The organism is Vreelandella xerophytica (assembly GCF_968048975.1).
Window position 1 is genome coordinate 1,877,889 of sequence record NZ_OZ309106.1, and the last position, 14,992, is coordinate 1,892,880.

Annotated in this window: 14 protein-coding genes and 4 tRNA genes; 15 read left to right on the forward strand and 3 right to left on the reverse strand. The window is 57.8% G+C overall.

The annotated features are described in order from the left end of the window. The first annotated feature begins 87 nt into the window (after nucleotides 1-87). Entirely contained in the window at nucleotides 88-1,221 is a 1,134-nt protein-coding gene (locus ACWF8S_RS08935) for an NADH:flavin oxidoreductase (RefSeq protein ID WP_447556517.1), read from the forward strand. 46 nt (nucleotides 1,222-1,267) lie between these two features. After that, entirely contained in the window at nucleotides 1,268-1,597 is a 330-nt protein-coding gene (locus ACWF8S_RS08940; protein ID WP_447556519.1) for an ArsR/SmtB family transcription factor, read from the forward strand. A 63-nt stretch (nucleotides 1,598-1,660) separates the two neighbouring features. Here the strand turns inward: ACWF8S_RS08940 and mtnN are convergent, their stop codons facing one another. Together mtnN and folD are read right to left on the reverse strand one after the other, a co-directional pair. Beyond that, on the reverse strand, nucleotides 1,661-2,374 hold the full coding sequence (gene mtnN, locus ACWF8S_RS08945) for a 5'-methylthioadenosine/S-adenosylhomocysteine nucleosidase (protein ID WP_447556521.1): 714 nt from the start codon (nucleotides 2,372-2,374) through the stop codon (nucleotides 1,661-1,663). A gap of 52 nt (nucleotides 2,375-2,426) precedes the next feature. Beyond that, nucleotides 2,427-3,281 (reverse strand): bifunctional methylenetetrahydrofolate dehydrogenase/methenyltetrahydrofolate cyclohydrolase FolD, encoded by an 855-nt coding sequence (folD, locus tag ACWF8S_RS08950; protein WP_447556522.1) that lies wholly within the window; start codon nucleotides 3,279-3,281, stop codon nucleotides 2,427-2,429. A 204-nt stretch (nucleotides 3,282-3,485) separates the two neighbouring features. Here folD and ACWF8S_RS08955 point away from each other — a divergent pair. The 8 genes from ACWF8S_RS08955 to ACWF8S_RS08990 all read left to right on the forward strand — a co-directional run bounded on the left by ACWF8S_RS08955 (nucleotide 3,486) and on the right by ACWF8S_RS08990 (nucleotide 8,606). Further along, nucleotides 3,486-3,562: transfer RNA gene (locus ACWF8S_RS08955), tRNA-Pro, on the forward strand. A gap of 92 nt (nucleotides 3,563-3,654) precedes the next feature. Further along, nucleotides 3,655-3,731, forward strand: a tRNA-Arg gene (locus ACWF8S_RS08960). 59 nt (nucleotides 3,732-3,790) lie between these two features. After that, nucleotides 3,791-3,865, forward strand: a tRNA-His gene (locus ACWF8S_RS08965). A gap of 47 nt (nucleotides 3,866-3,912) precedes the next feature. Next, nucleotides 3,913-3,987: transfer RNA gene (locus tag ACWF8S_RS08970), tRNA-His, on the forward strand. A gap of 445 nt (nucleotides 3,988-4,432) precedes the next feature. Further along, nucleotides 4,433-5,677 (forward strand): NAD(P)/FAD-dependent oxidoreductase, encoded by a 1,245-nt coding sequence (locus ACWF8S_RS08975; RefSeq protein ID WP_447556523.1) that lies wholly within the window; start codon nucleotides 4,433-4,435, stop codon nucleotides 5,675-5,677. Between the two features lie 86 nt (nucleotides 5,678-5,763). Then, entirely contained in the window at nucleotides 5,764-5,973 is a 210-nt protein-coding gene (locus tag ACWF8S_RS08980) for a putative motility protein (RefSeq protein WP_447556524.1), read from the forward strand. A 245-nt stretch (nucleotides 5,974-6,218) separates the two neighbouring features. Further along, complete coding sequence (locus tag ACWF8S_RS08985; protein WP_447556525.1) at nucleotides 6,219-7,808, forward strand: peptide chain release factor 3; 1,590 nt, start codon at nucleotides 6,219-6,221, stop codon at nucleotides 7,806-7,808. Between the two features lie 36 nt (nucleotides 7,809-7,844). Next, nucleotides 7,845-8,606, forward strand: a complete 762-nt coding sequence (locus tag ACWF8S_RS08990; protein ID WP_447556526.1) for a TatD family hydrolase — start codon at nucleotides 7,845-7,847, stop codon at nucleotides 8,604-8,606. 14 nt (nucleotides 8,607-8,620) lie between these two features. Here the strand turns inward: ACWF8S_RS08990 and ygfZ are convergent, their stop codons facing one another. Beyond that, on the reverse strand, nucleotides 8,621-9,583 hold the full coding sequence (gene ygfZ / locus ACWF8S_RS08995) for a CAF17-like 4Fe-4S cluster assembly/insertion protein YgfZ (RefSeq protein ID WP_447556527.1): 963 nt from the start codon (nucleotides 9,581-9,583) through the stop codon (nucleotides 8,621-8,623). 174 nt (nucleotides 9,584-9,757) lie between these two features. On the opposite strand from ygfZ, the gene ACWF8S_RS09000 reads away from it, so the two are divergent. The 5 genes from ACWF8S_RS09000 (at nucleotide 9,758) to ACWF8S_RS09020 (ending at nucleotide 14,959) form a co-directional block, all read left to right on the forward strand. Then, nucleotides 9,758-9,955 (forward strand): hypothetical protein, encoded by a 198-nt coding sequence (locus ACWF8S_RS09000; RefSeq protein WP_447556528.1) that lies wholly within the window; start codon nucleotides 9,758-9,760, stop codon nucleotides 9,953-9,955. Then, nucleotides 9,955-10,371 (forward strand): OsmC family protein, encoded by a 417-nt coding sequence (locus ACWF8S_RS09005; protein WP_447556529.1) that lies wholly within the window; start codon nucleotides 9,955-9,957, stop codon nucleotides 10,369-10,371. Before ACWF8S_RS09000 ends, ACWF8S_RS09005 begins: the two co-directional genes overlap by 1 nt. Before the next feature lie 38 nt (nucleotides 10,372-10,409). Further along, a complete protein-coding gene (gene uvrB / locus ACWF8S_RS09010) occupies nucleotides 10,410-12,434 on the forward strand; it encodes an excinuclease ABC subunit UvrB (RefSeq protein ID WP_447556530.1) in 2,025 nt (674 codons plus the stop codon). Between the two features lie 2 nt (nucleotides 12,435-12,436). Then, nucleotides 12,437-13,261, forward strand: a complete 825-nt coding sequence (gene nei / locus ACWF8S_RS09015) for an endonuclease VIII (RefSeq protein WP_447556531.1) — start codon at nucleotides 12,437-12,439, stop codon at nucleotides 13,259-13,261. A 192-nt stretch (nucleotides 13,262-13,453) separates the two neighbouring features. Further along, nucleotides 13,454-14,959 carry a fumarate hydratase gene (locus tag ACWF8S_RS09020; protein WP_447556532.1) on the forward strand — a complete coding sequence of 502 codons (1,506 nt, stop codon included), beginning with the start codon at nucleotides 13,454-13,456 and terminating at the stop codon, nucleotides 14,957-14,959. Nucleotides 14,960-14,992: the final 33 nt, after the last annotated feature.

Below are 14,992 nucleotides of genomic sequence, written 5' to 3' on the forward strand. Positions count from 1 at the left end.
CCTCAGGCGTTGAGGCGCGTCGACGGTTGCCTTGTTCGTCTATTGATGTTTATATATTGAGATATTTCTATATATAGGTAAGCAAGCATGTCCGTCAAACCCGAAACCCTCGCCGCCCCGCTCTTTGAATCGTTCACCCTGGGTTCACTTACCCTGGCCAATCGTATCGTGATGGCACCGATGACGCGTAATCAGTCTCCCGGCGGGGTGCCCACCGAGGAAGTAGCGGCATACTACAAGAGCCGTGCCGCCGGCGGCGTAGGACTCATCATCACGGAAGGCACCTATATCGATCATCCGGGAGCCAACGGCTATCCGAGTGTGCCGGCCTTTCATGGCGAACAGGCGCTGGCGGGGTGGCAACGAGTGGTGGAAGGCGTACATGCCGCCGGTGGCAAGATAGTGCCTCAGCTTTGGCACGTGGGTCGCGAGCGCCGCCCCGGTATCGAGCCCCGAACCAGCGTGCCGGGATTCGGGCCGATGACGATCGTCGAGAACGGCCTGGAAGTGGTCGAGGCGATGACCGAGGCGGATATGCAGGACGTCGCCGCCTCCTTTGCCCGGGCGGCGATGGACGCCCAGCGTATCGGTTTTGACGGTATCGAACTTCACGGCGCCCACGGTTACCTGATCGATCAGTTCCTGTGGCCGGAGAGCAACCAGCGCATCGACGCCTACGGCGGCAGTCTCGAAAACCGGCTGCGCTTTCCACGCATGGTCGTACGTGCGGTACGTGAAGCGGTGGGGCCGGACTTCCCGATCATCTTCCGCTTCTCCCAATGGAAACTCTCGGACTACACGGCGCTGATTGCCGAGACCCCCGACGCGCTGGGCGAGATCCTGAAGCCTCTGGCCGATGATGGCGTGGATATCTTTCATGCCAGTACGCGCCGGGTCTGGGAGCCTGGCTTCAAAGGCAGCGACAAGACCCTGGCGACCTGGACACGCGAGTTGACCGGCAAGCCCGTGATTGCGGTGGGTAGCGTCGGGCTCGACCGTACCTTCCGCACGGGCCACTTCACCCGCACGGAGGACCCGACCTCCAAAAGCCGCGTCAATGTGGAAGAGCTCGCCCAGTGGCGTGCTCAAGGTCACTTCGACCTGATCGCCATTGGCCGGGCGCTACTGTCGGACCCGGCGTGGGCCCGCAAGGTGGAACACGGCCGCCTTGACGAGCTTTCCGACTTTGACAGCCGTTCTCTGGATAAGCTGGTTCTTTGAACCGCCTCTCAAGAGCGTCTCGGCAGTGTGGCCTTAAACGCGTATAATGATCACGCTTTCGCCATTGGCCGTGATCATGGACATCAATACCGTTTTAAGCGCGCTGGCGAACCCGGTGCGTCTCGACATACTCACCTGGTTGAAAGAGCCGGAGCGCCACTTTCCGGCTCAGAAGGAAACCGCGCCCCAGGGTGGAGTGTGTGTCAGTCATATTCGCGAGAAATCCGGTCTCTCTCAGCCGACCATTTCGCTTTATCTATCGACGCTTGCCCGTGCGGGGCTGGTCTCGTCCCGGCGCGTGGGGCAATGGACCTACTACCGCTACGAGCACGAGGTGGCACAGGCCTTCCTTCACGGGTTGCAAGATCGGTTATAAAAAAGCGCCTGCCAACGTGGCAGGCGCTTTTTTTGTAGCCAGGTCAGGGTCTTCAGCGCGATTTTACTGCTGGCGCTGGCCCAGTACTGACAGCATCTGGTCGACCATGCGCGAGGAGTGATCCGCCGCGATGTCCAGAAACTGCTCGAAGGAGAGATGATTGTCGCCGGCGCCGGGGATATCGGAAAGCGCACGAATCACCACGAAAGGGCAGCCATAAAGATGGCAGGTCTGGGCGATGGCTGCGGCTTCCATCTCGACGGCCAGCATGTCCGGAAACTGTGCCCGAGTGGCCGCGACCCGTGCGGGATCGGCCATGAAGGCATCGCCGGTAGCAATCAGGCCTTCGCGTACCTTGACTTCACCCAGTTCCCTGATGACCTTCTTGGCCACGTTGCCTAGATGAGCATCCGCGACATAGGCCGCAGGCATGCCGGGAACCTGGCCGATCTCGTAGCCGAAGACTACCGCATCCACATCGTGATGGCGCACCTCGCTTGAGATAATGATATCGCCGATATCCAGATCTTCTGCGAAACCGCCCGCCGAACCGGTGTTGATGATGGCGTCGGGCTGATGGCGCTCGAGCAAGATGGCGGTGCCCACCGCAGCATTGACCTTGCCGATACCTGATTGCAGCACGATCACCTCAAGGCCGTGGCGCGTACCGGTGTAAAAGATGAAGCCTGCGTGTTCGTAGCGCCTTGCGTCTTCGAGCTGGCCTGCCAGTGTTTTAACTTCTTGCGCCATTGCGCCGATAATTCCAATGCGTTGCACCTGGCGTTACTCCTTTGGTCAGTACGGTATGTAAGGTAGCGCTCTTGGCGCTTCAGGCGTCGTGGGCTTCGGCGGCCTCGAGGGTGTTTTCAAGCAACGTGGCCACGGTCATGGGGCCTACACCGCCCGGAACCGGGGTAATGAAACTTGCCCGCTCGGCGGCCGCTGCGAAATCCACATCACCGGACAGCGTCCCGTCCTCCTGACGGTTGATGCCCACGTCGATTACCACAGCACCCGGTTTGATCCACTCACCCTTGACCAGCCCCGGTTTGCCTACGGCGACCACGACCAGATCGGCACGGCTGACGTGTGACTCCAGGTTCTGGGTGAAGCGGTGGCATACCGTGGTCGTGCAGCCTGCAAGCATGAGTTCCAGCGCCATGGGGCGGCCGACGATGTTGGAGGCACCGACGACCGTGGCGTCCAGCCCGCGAACTTCAATGCCGGCCTCGGCCAGCAGTGTCATGATCCCCTTTGGCGTGCACGGGCGAAGAGCAGGCATACGCTGTGCCAGCCGACCCAGGTTGTAAGGATGAAAGCCATCGACATCCTTGTCCGGACGAATACGTTCGAGAATGGGCCGGGTGTCCATGTGTGAGGGCAGCGGCAGCTGTACCAGGATGCCATCGACGCGGGGGTCATCGTTGAGCTGGTCCACCAGCGCTTCAAGTTCGTGCTGGGACGTATCGGCGGGCAATTCATGCTGAAATGACAGGATACCGGCCTGGTCGCAGGCGCGGTGTTTATTGCTGACGTACACATGAGAGGCCGGGTCATCGCCAACCACTACCACGGCTAATCCGGGGGCGCGAGCGCCGGCCTGAAGACGGGCGGCGGTTTTCTCGGCAACACGATGGCGGACATTAGCGGCGATGGTTTTGCCATCGATGAGTTGGGCGGTCATGTAAGGGGGTCCCTATGGAGTTGAAGAGCGAGTCAAATGGCCGGGGCGGGGTTGGCGCGCCAGCGAATCATCAATTTTCGCATGTTGGGCCTGACAGGCAAAGCGACTATCCCATCGAACGCTTTAAGTGTTGACTTTAAAATTAAAAATAGTAGTATGTGCCTCGCTTGAGACGGGCTAAGCGGCAGCGTCAAAGGTAGTAATCGGGATGTAGCGCAGTCTGGTAGCGCGCCTGCTTTGGGAGCAGGATGTCGGGGGTTCGAATCCCTCCATCCCGACCACATGCCTCACGCGGAAGTTGGCAACTTGCTTTTTTCAGGCGTTGGCTGTGGTCAAGTGCTCATCGGTATTCAGCGGTAGGAATGCTTTTAGTGCGCCCATAGCTCAACCGGATAGAGCAACGGCCTTCTAAGCCGTAGGTTGCGGGTTCAAGTCCTGCTGGGCGTGCCACAAAGCGTGGTCGCTGATGAGTCAAGACGCAGGCATGGCATTTCGTACGATCGTCAATGGTGGATGTAGCTCAGTGGTAGAGCCCCGGATTGTGGCTCCGGTGGTCGTGGGTTCGATCCCCATCATCCACCCCATTGATGACTCGGTAGAAAGGCTGTCAGTACAAAGGTTTCAGGTTGTGGTGGATGTAGCTCAGTGGTAGAGCCCCGGATTGTGGCTCCGGTGGTCGTGGGTTCGATCCCCATCATCCACCCCAGTAACCTTTCTCCCTCTTCGTATTTCCCTTCTTTTCGAATCTTCTGCTTCACTTTCAAAAATCAGTTTCAAACCTCAAGCGTCCTGTACGCTTTTCTGCTTTCTGCTTTCTGCTTTCTGCTTTCTGCTTTCTGCTTTCTGCTTTCTGCTTTCTGCTTTCTGCTTTCTGCTTTCTGCTTTCTGCTTTCTGAGTTTTATTGGTCTATATATACGGACTTCAAAACCGTTTTATCCTCGTGTGCCTGGGTTTAAAAAGCTGGCAGTGTAATTTGCTGTGTTTGTCTATTTTTCGATAAAAAAGGCTGAATAATCTTTATATCCGATAAAGCGTGCTTTTATTTTAGGGTAATAAAGTTTTTTCGACTGTACAAAAGCGCTTGGGTTGGTGATATTTTTCACGACGTTATCAAGTGGTTATACCAACAGGCACATTCGGGAGAGAACAAATGGGGCAGCGTCGCGTAGTCGTACTGGGTGCGGGCATGGTCGGGGTGAGTATTGCCTGGCATCTTCAAAAGCGCGGCTGCGATGTCACGCTGGTCGACCGGCGCCAGCCCGGGCGTGAAACCTCCTACGGTAATGCCGGTATCATTCAGCGTGAGGCGGTCAGGCCCTACGCCTTTCCCCGTGACATGAAGACCATTCTGAGCGTATTGCCCAACAAGCGAGTGGATATCCGCTACCGCCCGGGCGGTATGCTTAACGCGTTTTCGCCTCTTTTAAGTTACTGGCACAACTCTTCGTCAAGGCTTTACAAGAAGATCGTTCCCGAGTACGCCTCCATCATCAAGCTTTGTCTGGATGCTCACGGGCCGATGATCGATGCCGCCAATGCGGGGCATCTGGTGCGTCGTGAGGGCTGGCTCGAGATTTATCGCACCCCGGAGAAGCTTGCCAGACGTGTCCAGGAGGCCGAAGAGGCGAGGGCACTTTTCGACGTTCGCTTTGACGTACTGGACCGCGAGGCGCTGGAAGAGAAAGAACCCGATATCGGTAAAGAGATCATCGGGGCGATTCACTGGCTCGACCCCTGGACCGTCGCGGACCCGGGGGCCCTGGTGGCGGCTTATGCGCAATCGTTTACCCGGCTTGGCGGGCGCATTCTGCAGGCGGATATCCAAAACGTTGTTCAGAAAGGCGAAGGCTTCGAGGTGATGACCGACCAGCAAACCCTGACCCCGGACGATGTGGTGATGGCGCTGGGCCCTTGGGCGGGTCAGTGGGCTGCCAACCTGGGGTATCAGATTCCCACCTTCGTGAAGCGTGGCTACCATATGCATTACGCCACAAGGCCCGATGCCAAGCTTCACTACTGGTTGATGGATGCTGAAGTGGGTTATCTGCTGGCGCCCATGAACGCGGGCGTGCGGCTGACGACCGGCGCTGAACTCGATCGCCTGGAGTCGCCTGCCGACGAACAGCAGTTGGGTGCGGCAGAAAAAGTCGCCCGTCAGGTATTCCCGATCGGTGAGCGCCGCGAACAGGCTGCCTGGAAGGGTGCAAGACCCTGTTTGCCGGACATGAAGCCCATCATCGGCCCCGCACCGCGTCACAAGGGGCTATGGTTCGCCTTTGGCCATGGGCATCAGGGTTTCACGTTAGGGCCTGCCACCGGAGAGCTTTTGGCCGACCTGATGGAGGGCAAGCCCACGGCCATCGATATGGCGCCGTTTCGTGCCGATCGCTTCTAACGGCGTATCCGGTGTGATGAGGCTGGTGGGATCTTGAAGGCTTTGCTAGGCTTGGTTGGCATACGGTATTTACAGGAGATGAGATAATGGATATCGCAGCCAGTCACGCCGTCAGTACCGCACTCTACATGAATCAGGCGCAGACCGCCGAACAGGCCCAGATGCAGCTATTCCGTCAGGCCCTGGATATGCAGGCCCAGCAGGTCACTGAAGTGCTGGCCAGCGCCAATCTGCGCGCCCAGCCCGATCTGGCTCGCGAGGGCAGTGTGGGTACGCAGATCAACACCTACGCCTAGGTGCAGTTCCCGCGGACTTTCCCTGCGTGTTCTTAACCGCTGTTCTCACTACCAGAAAGAGTCGCCTCGAGCGGCTCTTTTTTTGTCTCTGTTTTTCGCCTCTGGTTCAAGGTAGGCAAGCTGCTTTTCCAAAGGGCGTGGCACCGATACCGCCAGAACGTTACAATCTCGCCCAATTCTGAATCATCCAGTCACGGCAGTGCTAAAGGCTGTATACCGCTGGGTATTAATTTGATAGAGGCAAGATGAAAGAGACTCAGTTAGCGCGTGAAGCAGAGCTTAGACGTACCTTCGCGATCATATCGCACCCGGATGCGGGCAAGACCACCATCACCGAGAAGATGCTGCTGTTTGGAAACGCCATTCAGATGGCGGGCTCGGTGAAAAGCAAGCGCAACGACCGCCACGCCACGTCCGACTGGATGAAGATGGAGCAGGAGCGGGGTATCTCGGTGACTACCTCGGTGATGCAGTTCCCATATGGCGGGCGCATCGTGAACCTGCTCGATACTCCGGGTCACGAGGATTTTTCCGAGGATACCTACCGCACGCTGACAGCGGTGGACTCCGCTTTGATGGTCATCGACGGCGCGAAAGGGGTCGAAGACCGGACCATCAAGCTGATGGAAGTATGTCGGCTGCGTACCACACCGATTCTCACCTTCATCAACAAGATGGACCGGGATATTCGCGACCCGATCGAAGTGATGGATGAAGTCGAGACGGTTCTCAATATCCAGTGCGCCCCCATGACCTGGCCCATCGGCATGGGACGCCACTTCAAGGGGGTCTATCACCTCTATGATGATGTGATCCATCTGTATACGCAGGGCCAGGGCAGCCGCATCCCCGATGATAAACGTATCGAGGGGCTTGATAATCCGGAAGTACAGAGAGTACTCGGTGAAGAACAGGCCGAGGAGCTTCGCATGGAAATCGAGCTGGTGCGTGGCGCCTCCCATGCGTTCGACCTGGATGCCTATCGGCGTGGCGCGCTGACACCAGTCTATTTCGGTACCGCCATGGGCAACTTTGGCGTGCGTGAAATGCTCGATGGCTTTGTAAAGTACGCCCCGCCGCCTCAGCCTCGGGAAACCGATGCCCGTGAAGTGGCCGCTCAGGACGAACGCTTCTCCGGATTCGTTTTCAAGATCCAGGCGAACATGGACCCCAATCATCGCGATCGCATCGCGTTTTTGCGGGTATGCTCGGGCAAGTACGAAAAGAACATGAAGATGCGCCACGTGCGGATAGGCAAGGATATCAAGATCGCCGATGCGCTGACGTTCATGGCCTCGGACCGTTCTCAGGTGGAAGAGGCATGGCCTGGCGATATCATCGGCCTGCATAACCATGGCACGGTGCAGATTGGCGATACCTTTACCGTGGGCGAGGATATGCGTTTTACCGGCATTCCCCATTTCGCTCCTGAATTGTTCAAGCGCGTTCGCCTGAAAGACCCGCTCAAGATGAAAGCGCTGCAAAAAGGCTTGCAGCAGCTTTCCGAAGAGGGGGCTACCCAGGTCTTCATGCCGATGGATAACAATGACCTGATTCTGGGGGCAGTGGGTACGCTTCAGTTCGATGTGGTCGCCCACCGCCTCAAGGAGGAGTATAAGGTCGACTGTATCTATGAAGGGGTCAACGTACAGACCGCTCGCTGGGTGTACTGCAATGACGCCAAGATGCTCGAGGAGTTCAAGCGCAAGGCGAGTACCAACCTGGCCATCGACGGCGGTGGGTATCTCACCTATATTGCGCCTACAAGGGTAAACCTGCAGATGACTCAGGAGCGCTGGCCGGACATCCGCTTTCAGCCTACCCGCGAGCATTGATCCTTCGAACCGCCATTCTGTCTGTCTGGAGCACCTATGCTGGTCGACGCCCACTGCCATCTGGATTTCAGCGATTTCGACGATGATTTCGATCGCGTAATAGAGGCGGCCAGGGAAGAGGGGGTTTGCCATTTTGTCGTGCCCGGTACGACGCGCAAGCGTTGGCCACAGGTCAAGGCCCTGGGCGAGCGCTCGGACATGAGCCACTGCCTGGGTCTGCATCCCTATTTTGTCGACGAACACGACCCGGAGGATCTGGCCCGGCTGGATGAACAGTTGCACGTGCCCGGTGTGGTCGGCGTGGGCGAGTGCGGGATCGATGCCCGCTTCGATCAGAGCCTGGAGCGCCAGTGGCACTACTTCGATAGTCAACTCAAGCTCGCCAAGTCCCATCATTTGCCGGTGGTCATCCACTGCGTCAAGGCCAACGACGAGGTGGGCAAACGCCTTCACCAGCTGGCGCTACCCAGGGCGGGCTTGATTCACGCGTTCTCGGGCTCCTACGAGCAGGCAAGCAAGTTCCTGGATCTGGGGTATGTGCTGGGCCTGGGAGGGGCGGCAACCTATGATCGTGCCCAGCGTCTGCACCGGGTGATCAAACAATTACCAAGTGACGCGTTCGTGCTGGAAACCGATAGCCCTGACATGCCCCTCAGCGGCGGCCAGGGTCGGCGCAACGAGCCAAGCCAGATATCCAGAGTATGCGAAACCGTGGCACGGCTTCGCAATCAGCCCGTGGAAGAGGTGGCGGCGTCTAGTACTCGCAACGCCGCGCGCCTTTTCAATCTGCGCTTTTGAAGAAACGAAATGCCTCAAGAGGCGACGAGGCTTGCCGACAGTTTTTCAGGATCCAGACGCTCGACGGGATAGGGTACCTCTTCAAGAGTTACCGGTTGGCCTTCAAGAAAGAGCGCCTGCGGTGTGTCCATCACCTTGGTGGCAACCACCGCCAGAAGCGCCACCTGCTGCTCGTCACTGAAGGCGCTGTTGACCACTTCCCCCAGGCCTTTTGTGTTTTCATCCGTCAGTGACTGACCTACCTTGGGAAGTGTGTCACTCATCAAGTGCGCCCGTACCAGACGTTTTTTCACCTGACCACGAAAATGCGCGCGGGCCACGACCTCCTGGCCGGTATAGCACCCCTTCTTGAAGCTGATACCGCCAAGTGCTTCCCAGTTGATCATCTGGGGCAGGAAGTGGTCTGTTTGTGCATCCGTCAGCCAGGCGAGGCCGCTTTGAATATCCGCCAGTTGCCAGGCATTACGCTGCGTTTCATCCGTATCTGACGCCTCGGGCTGCGCCGCTTCCAGGCAGAAAAGATAGCGCTCTTCACCGGGCAAGCGCAGTACGCAGGCTTTCTCGTCCCCGTCTTGCAGATAAGCGTTACCCGGCAAGGTCAGCCCAAGGCTCCTTGCCTTCGCGCTGGCCTGCTCCGGCCCCGCGCCAATCAAGGCAAGTCCGGTTTCGACGCTCAACTCGGCGCGGTAGAACACCGCGAACTTTTTCAGATGGGTTGCCAGATTGCCGGCAAGCGTGCTGCTGATCAACAGCCTGAAGTGGTTATCGACCACCCTGAAAAGTTGACCATTGGCGATAATACGTCCTTTGGGCGTGCAAAAGCAGGTAAGCGGCGCGAAGACGCCGTTGGCCAGGCTCACCTGGGCGCTGGTTTGTCCCTGCAGGAACTTTTCGACATCAGCGCCTCTGATGTCCAGCACACTCAAGTGATCCAGAGAGACCTCGCCGTAAAATGAAGTCGATTGCTCAGTTACCATGAAAGCTCCACTAAAAAAAGGTAGGCGTGGGTTCTAGCCTAACACTGTTACTCACAGGTGCGGCCTTGCGGTGGCAATTGCAAGGTGTCCCGGCCGTGCTAGACTGCATTCTCTGTATCAGTCTTGCATAGGTTCGCTGGCGCTCACCGTCAGTTTTCAAGAGAAGGATGTGTCATGGCTTATCAATCCCTTACCTTCAAAGGCGTCCAGAGTGCCGACGAGGTCAATAAGATCACCACTGCCCTGATGATGCTTGACGGCGTGGAAAGCGCTGAAGTGGGTCGTCACGGGGCGGAAGTGGAAGGGCGCGCAAGTCATCCCACGCTCATCAAGGCTGTGAAGGATCTTAAACTCGATATCGAGGTCTATTGATGCGACAGCCCATCACCATTATCAGTGAACGCAACAAGACGTTTCGAAATCGCATCGATGTTGAAAACGTCGAAGCACTTCATGCCGACGCCCCCGCCGGGCTCGGCGGTGATGGGCAAGACCCGGACCCTCACGATTACTTCGATATGGCGCTGGGCAGCTGCAAGGCCATTACCGTGCAGATGTACGCCAAGCGCAAGCAGTGGCCTCTGGAAGGTATCACCGTAACGGTTTCCCGAGATGACAACGAAGAGCGCGAGGGTCGTTACCGACTTGAGGTGCAGCTCGAGTGCCACGGCCCGCTGGATGAGGCGATGCGGGCGAGGCTTCTGGATATAAGCGAGCGCTGCCCTATCCAGCGCCTGATGACCCAGGCGAGCGTGACGATTACGACGCAGTTGAGCTCACTCAGCTGAATGCTGGGTGAAGAACGATTTTTCTGATTGGAGTGACGATGAGCAAAGAGTTCCGGCTAACGTCGAAGTTTCAGCCCGCCGGCGATCAGCCGAACGCCATCAAGAGTTTGATCAGCGGGCTCGAGTCGGGGCTTGCCCATCAAACGCTGCTGGGGGTGACGGGCTCGGGCAAGACGTTCACCATGGCCAACGTTGTACAACAGCTGCAGCGCCCGACCATTGTCATGGCCCCCAACAAGACCCTCGCCGCGCAGCTTTACGGCGAATTCAAGGCCTTCTTTCCCGATAATGCCGTCGAGTACTTCGTTTCCTATTACGACTATTATCAGCCCGAGGCCTACGTTCCCTCTTCGGATACGTTCATCGAAAAGGATGCATCGATCAACGATCACATCGAACAGATGCGTCTTTCCGCAACGAAAGCCCTGCTGGAGCGGCGCGATGCGTTGATCGTGGTATCGGTGTCGGCCATCTATGGCCTGGGTGACCCGGATCAGTACCTGAAGATGCGCCTGCACTTCAGCCGTGGCGAGCTGATCGACCAGCGCGCCTTCCTGCGCCGGCTGGCAGAGCTTCAGTACACGCGCAACGATATGGATTTTCGCCGCGGCACTTACCGGGTGCGTGGCGATGTCATCGATATCTTCCCCGCAGACGCCGAGGATGAAGCGGTACGCGTAGAGCTTTTTGATAACGAGATCGACTCCATCCGTCTGTTCGACCCGCTTACGGGGGACGTGCGTGGCCAGGTGCCGCGGATGACGGTCTATCCCAAATCCCACTACGTGACACCGCGGGAAACCATTCTCGAGGCGATCGATTCCATCAAGGCCGAGCTCAAGGAGCGTCTGGAATGGCTGCGCAAGCACGAACGCCTTGTAGAGGCCCAGCGTCTGGAGCAGCGTACGCTTTACGATATCGAGATGATGCTGGAGCTTGGCTACTGCAACGGTATCGAAAACTACTCACGCTATCTTTCCGGGCGCAATCCCGGCGAGGCGCCGCCGACGTTCTTCGACTATCTACCCGATGATGCGCTTTTGTTCATCGATGAGTCTCACGTAAGCGTTCCCCAGGTAGGCGGCATGTACAAGGGCGACCGCTCACGCAAGGAAACGCTGGTGGAATACGGTTTTCGCCTGCCCTCGGCGCTTGATAATCGCCCCATGAAGTTCGAGGAGTGGGAGTCGATCTCTCCGCAGACCATTTTCGTCTCGGCAACCCCTGGCAACTACGAAGGCGAGCACGCGGGGCAAGTAGTCGAACAGGTAGTCCGGCCCACCGGGCTTCTGGACCCGGAGATCGAGGTACGCCCGGCCAGTACCCAGGTCGATGATCTTCTCTCCGAGATCAACAAGCGTACCGCGGTGGGCGAGCGCGTACTGGTTACCACGCTTACCAAGCGCATGGCGGAAGATCTCACCGAGTACCTGGACGATCATGATGTTCGCGTACGCTATCTGCATTCGGATATCGACACAGTGGAGCGGGTGGAAATCATTCGTGATTTACGCCTGGGCAAGTTCGACGTGCTGGTGGGGATCAACCTCTTGCGTGAGGGCCTCGATATTCCCGAGGTCTCGCTGGTGGCGATTCTGGATGCGGACAAGGAAGGCTTCCTGCGCGCGGAGCGCTCGCTGATACAGACCATTGGCCGGGCAGCCCGTAATGCACATGGCAAGGCGATTCTCTACGGCGACCGCATTACCGATTCCATGCGCCGCGCAATGGATGAAACCGAGCGGCGTCGTATCAAGCAGATGGAGCACAACGAGAAGCACGGAATTACCCCTACTACCGTGACCCGTTCGGTGGCGGATATCCTGGAAGCCGCTCAGGCCCCGGGCGGTAAAAAGACCAATGGCCGCCGCGGTTCGGATCGCAAGAAAGGTCAGACCGTCGAGTACGATATCGCGTCCATGAACCAGCAGGAGCTGAACGGCGCCATCGGCAAACTTGAAGATGCGATGTTTGAAGCAGCGCAGAATCTGGAGTTCGAAGAGGCGGCGCGGCTGCGCGACCAGCTCAATCAGATGAAAGAGAAGCAGCTGGTGCTGGGGTAACCATGCCGGAAGGACCTGAAATTCGCCGCGCGGCGGATCGTATCGAAAAGCAGATTGGTGGGCGGGTACTGGAGCATGCGTGGTTTGCCTTTACCGAGCTGCAGGCCCAGGCAGATTCGCTGGTCGATGTAAAAGTCGAGGCTGTCGAGACCCGGGGCAAGGCAATGCTGGTTCGCTTCGCCAACGGGCGGGTGCTTTATTCACACAACCAGCTTTATGGTGTATGGAAGCTGCATGATGCCCATCAACCACCCGACACCCATCGTTCGCTGCGTGCGCGGTTAATTGCCGAGGGCAGGGCGGCCAGCTTGTACAGCGCATCGGACATTGCGCTTCTTGATGAACACGCTCTCGAAGATCACCCTTTTCTGGCGCGTCTCGGGCCGGATCTTTTAAGTCAGAGTGTAACAGTGGCAGGGGTAGTCAAGCGTCTGGAAGACACGAGGTTTCACCGCAGAAGCCTGGGCGCCTTGCTGCTGGATCAGGGGCTCGTGGCTGGGCTTGGCAACTACCTTCGCTCCGAGATCCTCTTTTTTGCCGAGCTCAATCCCAAGGCCCGCCCGATGGATTTAACGCCTGAAAAGCGCGAGGATCTGGCAAGGATCATCATCGACACGACTTGGAAAGCCTATAAGCAAGCTGGGGTAACCAATCGGCAAGCCTGGATCGAGCAGGCCAGGGCTGCTGGTGAAACTCGTCGCCAATGGCGGTTCAGCGTTTTTGAGCGTGCCGGGCTCTCGTGCCATCGCTGCGGCGATGTCATCCAGCGGCAGATGGTCGGCTCGCGCAGGCTTTACGCGTGCCCAGGTTGCCAGCCACTTCGATGAATCAAGCATTATACCGTTATCTTGCTTTGATCTTAAAAACAAGACAACGATTCCTTGCTTTTTTTTAACAGTGCAACTAGCTGCCGCTCAATGTTCAATCGGGTATACTCGCACCACACCTAGACGGCTAACGGATTCTAAAATCGCTTGATAAATAGCCGCTTGAACCGATAACTCAGGAGCTAGTTGTTCATGACCGTGATCCGCCAGGACGATGTCATTCAAAGTGTCGCTGATGCCCTCCAGTATATTTCCTACTATCATCCGAAAGACTTTATCGACGCCATGGCGGATGCCTACGAGCGCGAAGAGAATCCGGCCGCGAAAGATGCCATCGCGCAAATCCTGATCAATTCACGAATGTGCGCTACGGGTCATCGTCCGATCTGTCAGGACACCGGCATCGTCACGGTATTCGTTCATGTTGGCATGAACGTTACCTGGGAGGCGGACATGAGCCTTGACGACATGGTCAACGAAGGCGTTCGCCGCGCTTATCTTCTGCCTGATAATGTCCTGCGCGCCTCGGTACTCGCCGACCCGGACGGCAAGCGTCAAAATACCAAGGACAACACGCCAGCGATCATTCACCACAAGATCGTCCCCGGTGATAAGGTCGATATCCACGTGGCAGCGAAGGGCGGCGGCAGCGAGGCAAAATCCAAGTTCGCGATGCTCAACCCCTCGGACAGCGTGGTCGACTGGGTGCTCGAGCAGCTACCTAAAATGGGAGCAGGCTGGTGTCCGCCGGGCATGCTGGGTATCGGTATCGGTGGTACGGCTGAAAAAGCCATGGAGATCGCCAAGGAAGCGCTGCTCGATCCCATCGATATTCAGGACTTGCAGGCGCGCGGGGCAAGCAACCGCGCCGAAGAGCTACGCCTGGAGCTTTTCGACAAGGTCAATAAAACCGGCATCGGCGCCCAGGGCCTGGGCGGTTTGACCACGGTGCTCGATATCAAGGTCAAGGATTACCCGACACACGCGGCCAACAAGCCGGTCGCGATCATTCCCAACTGCGCGGCCACCCGTCACGCCCATTTCACCCTCGACGGCTCGGGCCCGGTGGCCTTGAAGGCACCCAGGCTCGAGGATTGGCCTGAGATTACCCGCGAAGTGGGCGACAACGTCAAGCGGGTCAATCTCGACACTGTCACCGCCGAGGAGGTCAAGACCTGGCAACCCGGCGATACGCTGTTGCTCAACGGCAAGCTTTTGACTGGCCGTGATGCGGCGCATAAGCGCATGACCGACATGATCGCCAAAGGCGAGCCGCTGCCGGTGGACATGAAAGGGCGCTTCATCTATTACGTCGGCCCGGTCGATCCGATCGGCGACGAAGTCGTGGGCCCGGCTGGCCCGACCACCGCGACACGAATGGACAAGTTCACCCGCACGATGCTTGAAGAGACTGGCCTTCTTGGTATGGTGGGCAAGGCCGAGCGTGGCCAAGCAGCGATCGAGGCCATTCGTGACAATCAGGCGGTTTATCTGATGGCGGTGGGTGGCTCGGCATATCTTGTCGCCCAGGCGATCAAGAAATCTCGCGTGGTGGGCTTCGAAGATCTGGGAATGGAAGCCATCTACGAGTTCGAAGTGGAAGACATGCCGGTGACCGTGGCTGTGGATACCCAGGGCACTTCGGTTCACCAGACAGGACCGGCCAAATGGAAGGAAATCATCGCCCAGTCCGCGTAAACTGGCGCTGGTAAGTAAAGTAAGAAAGCCCCG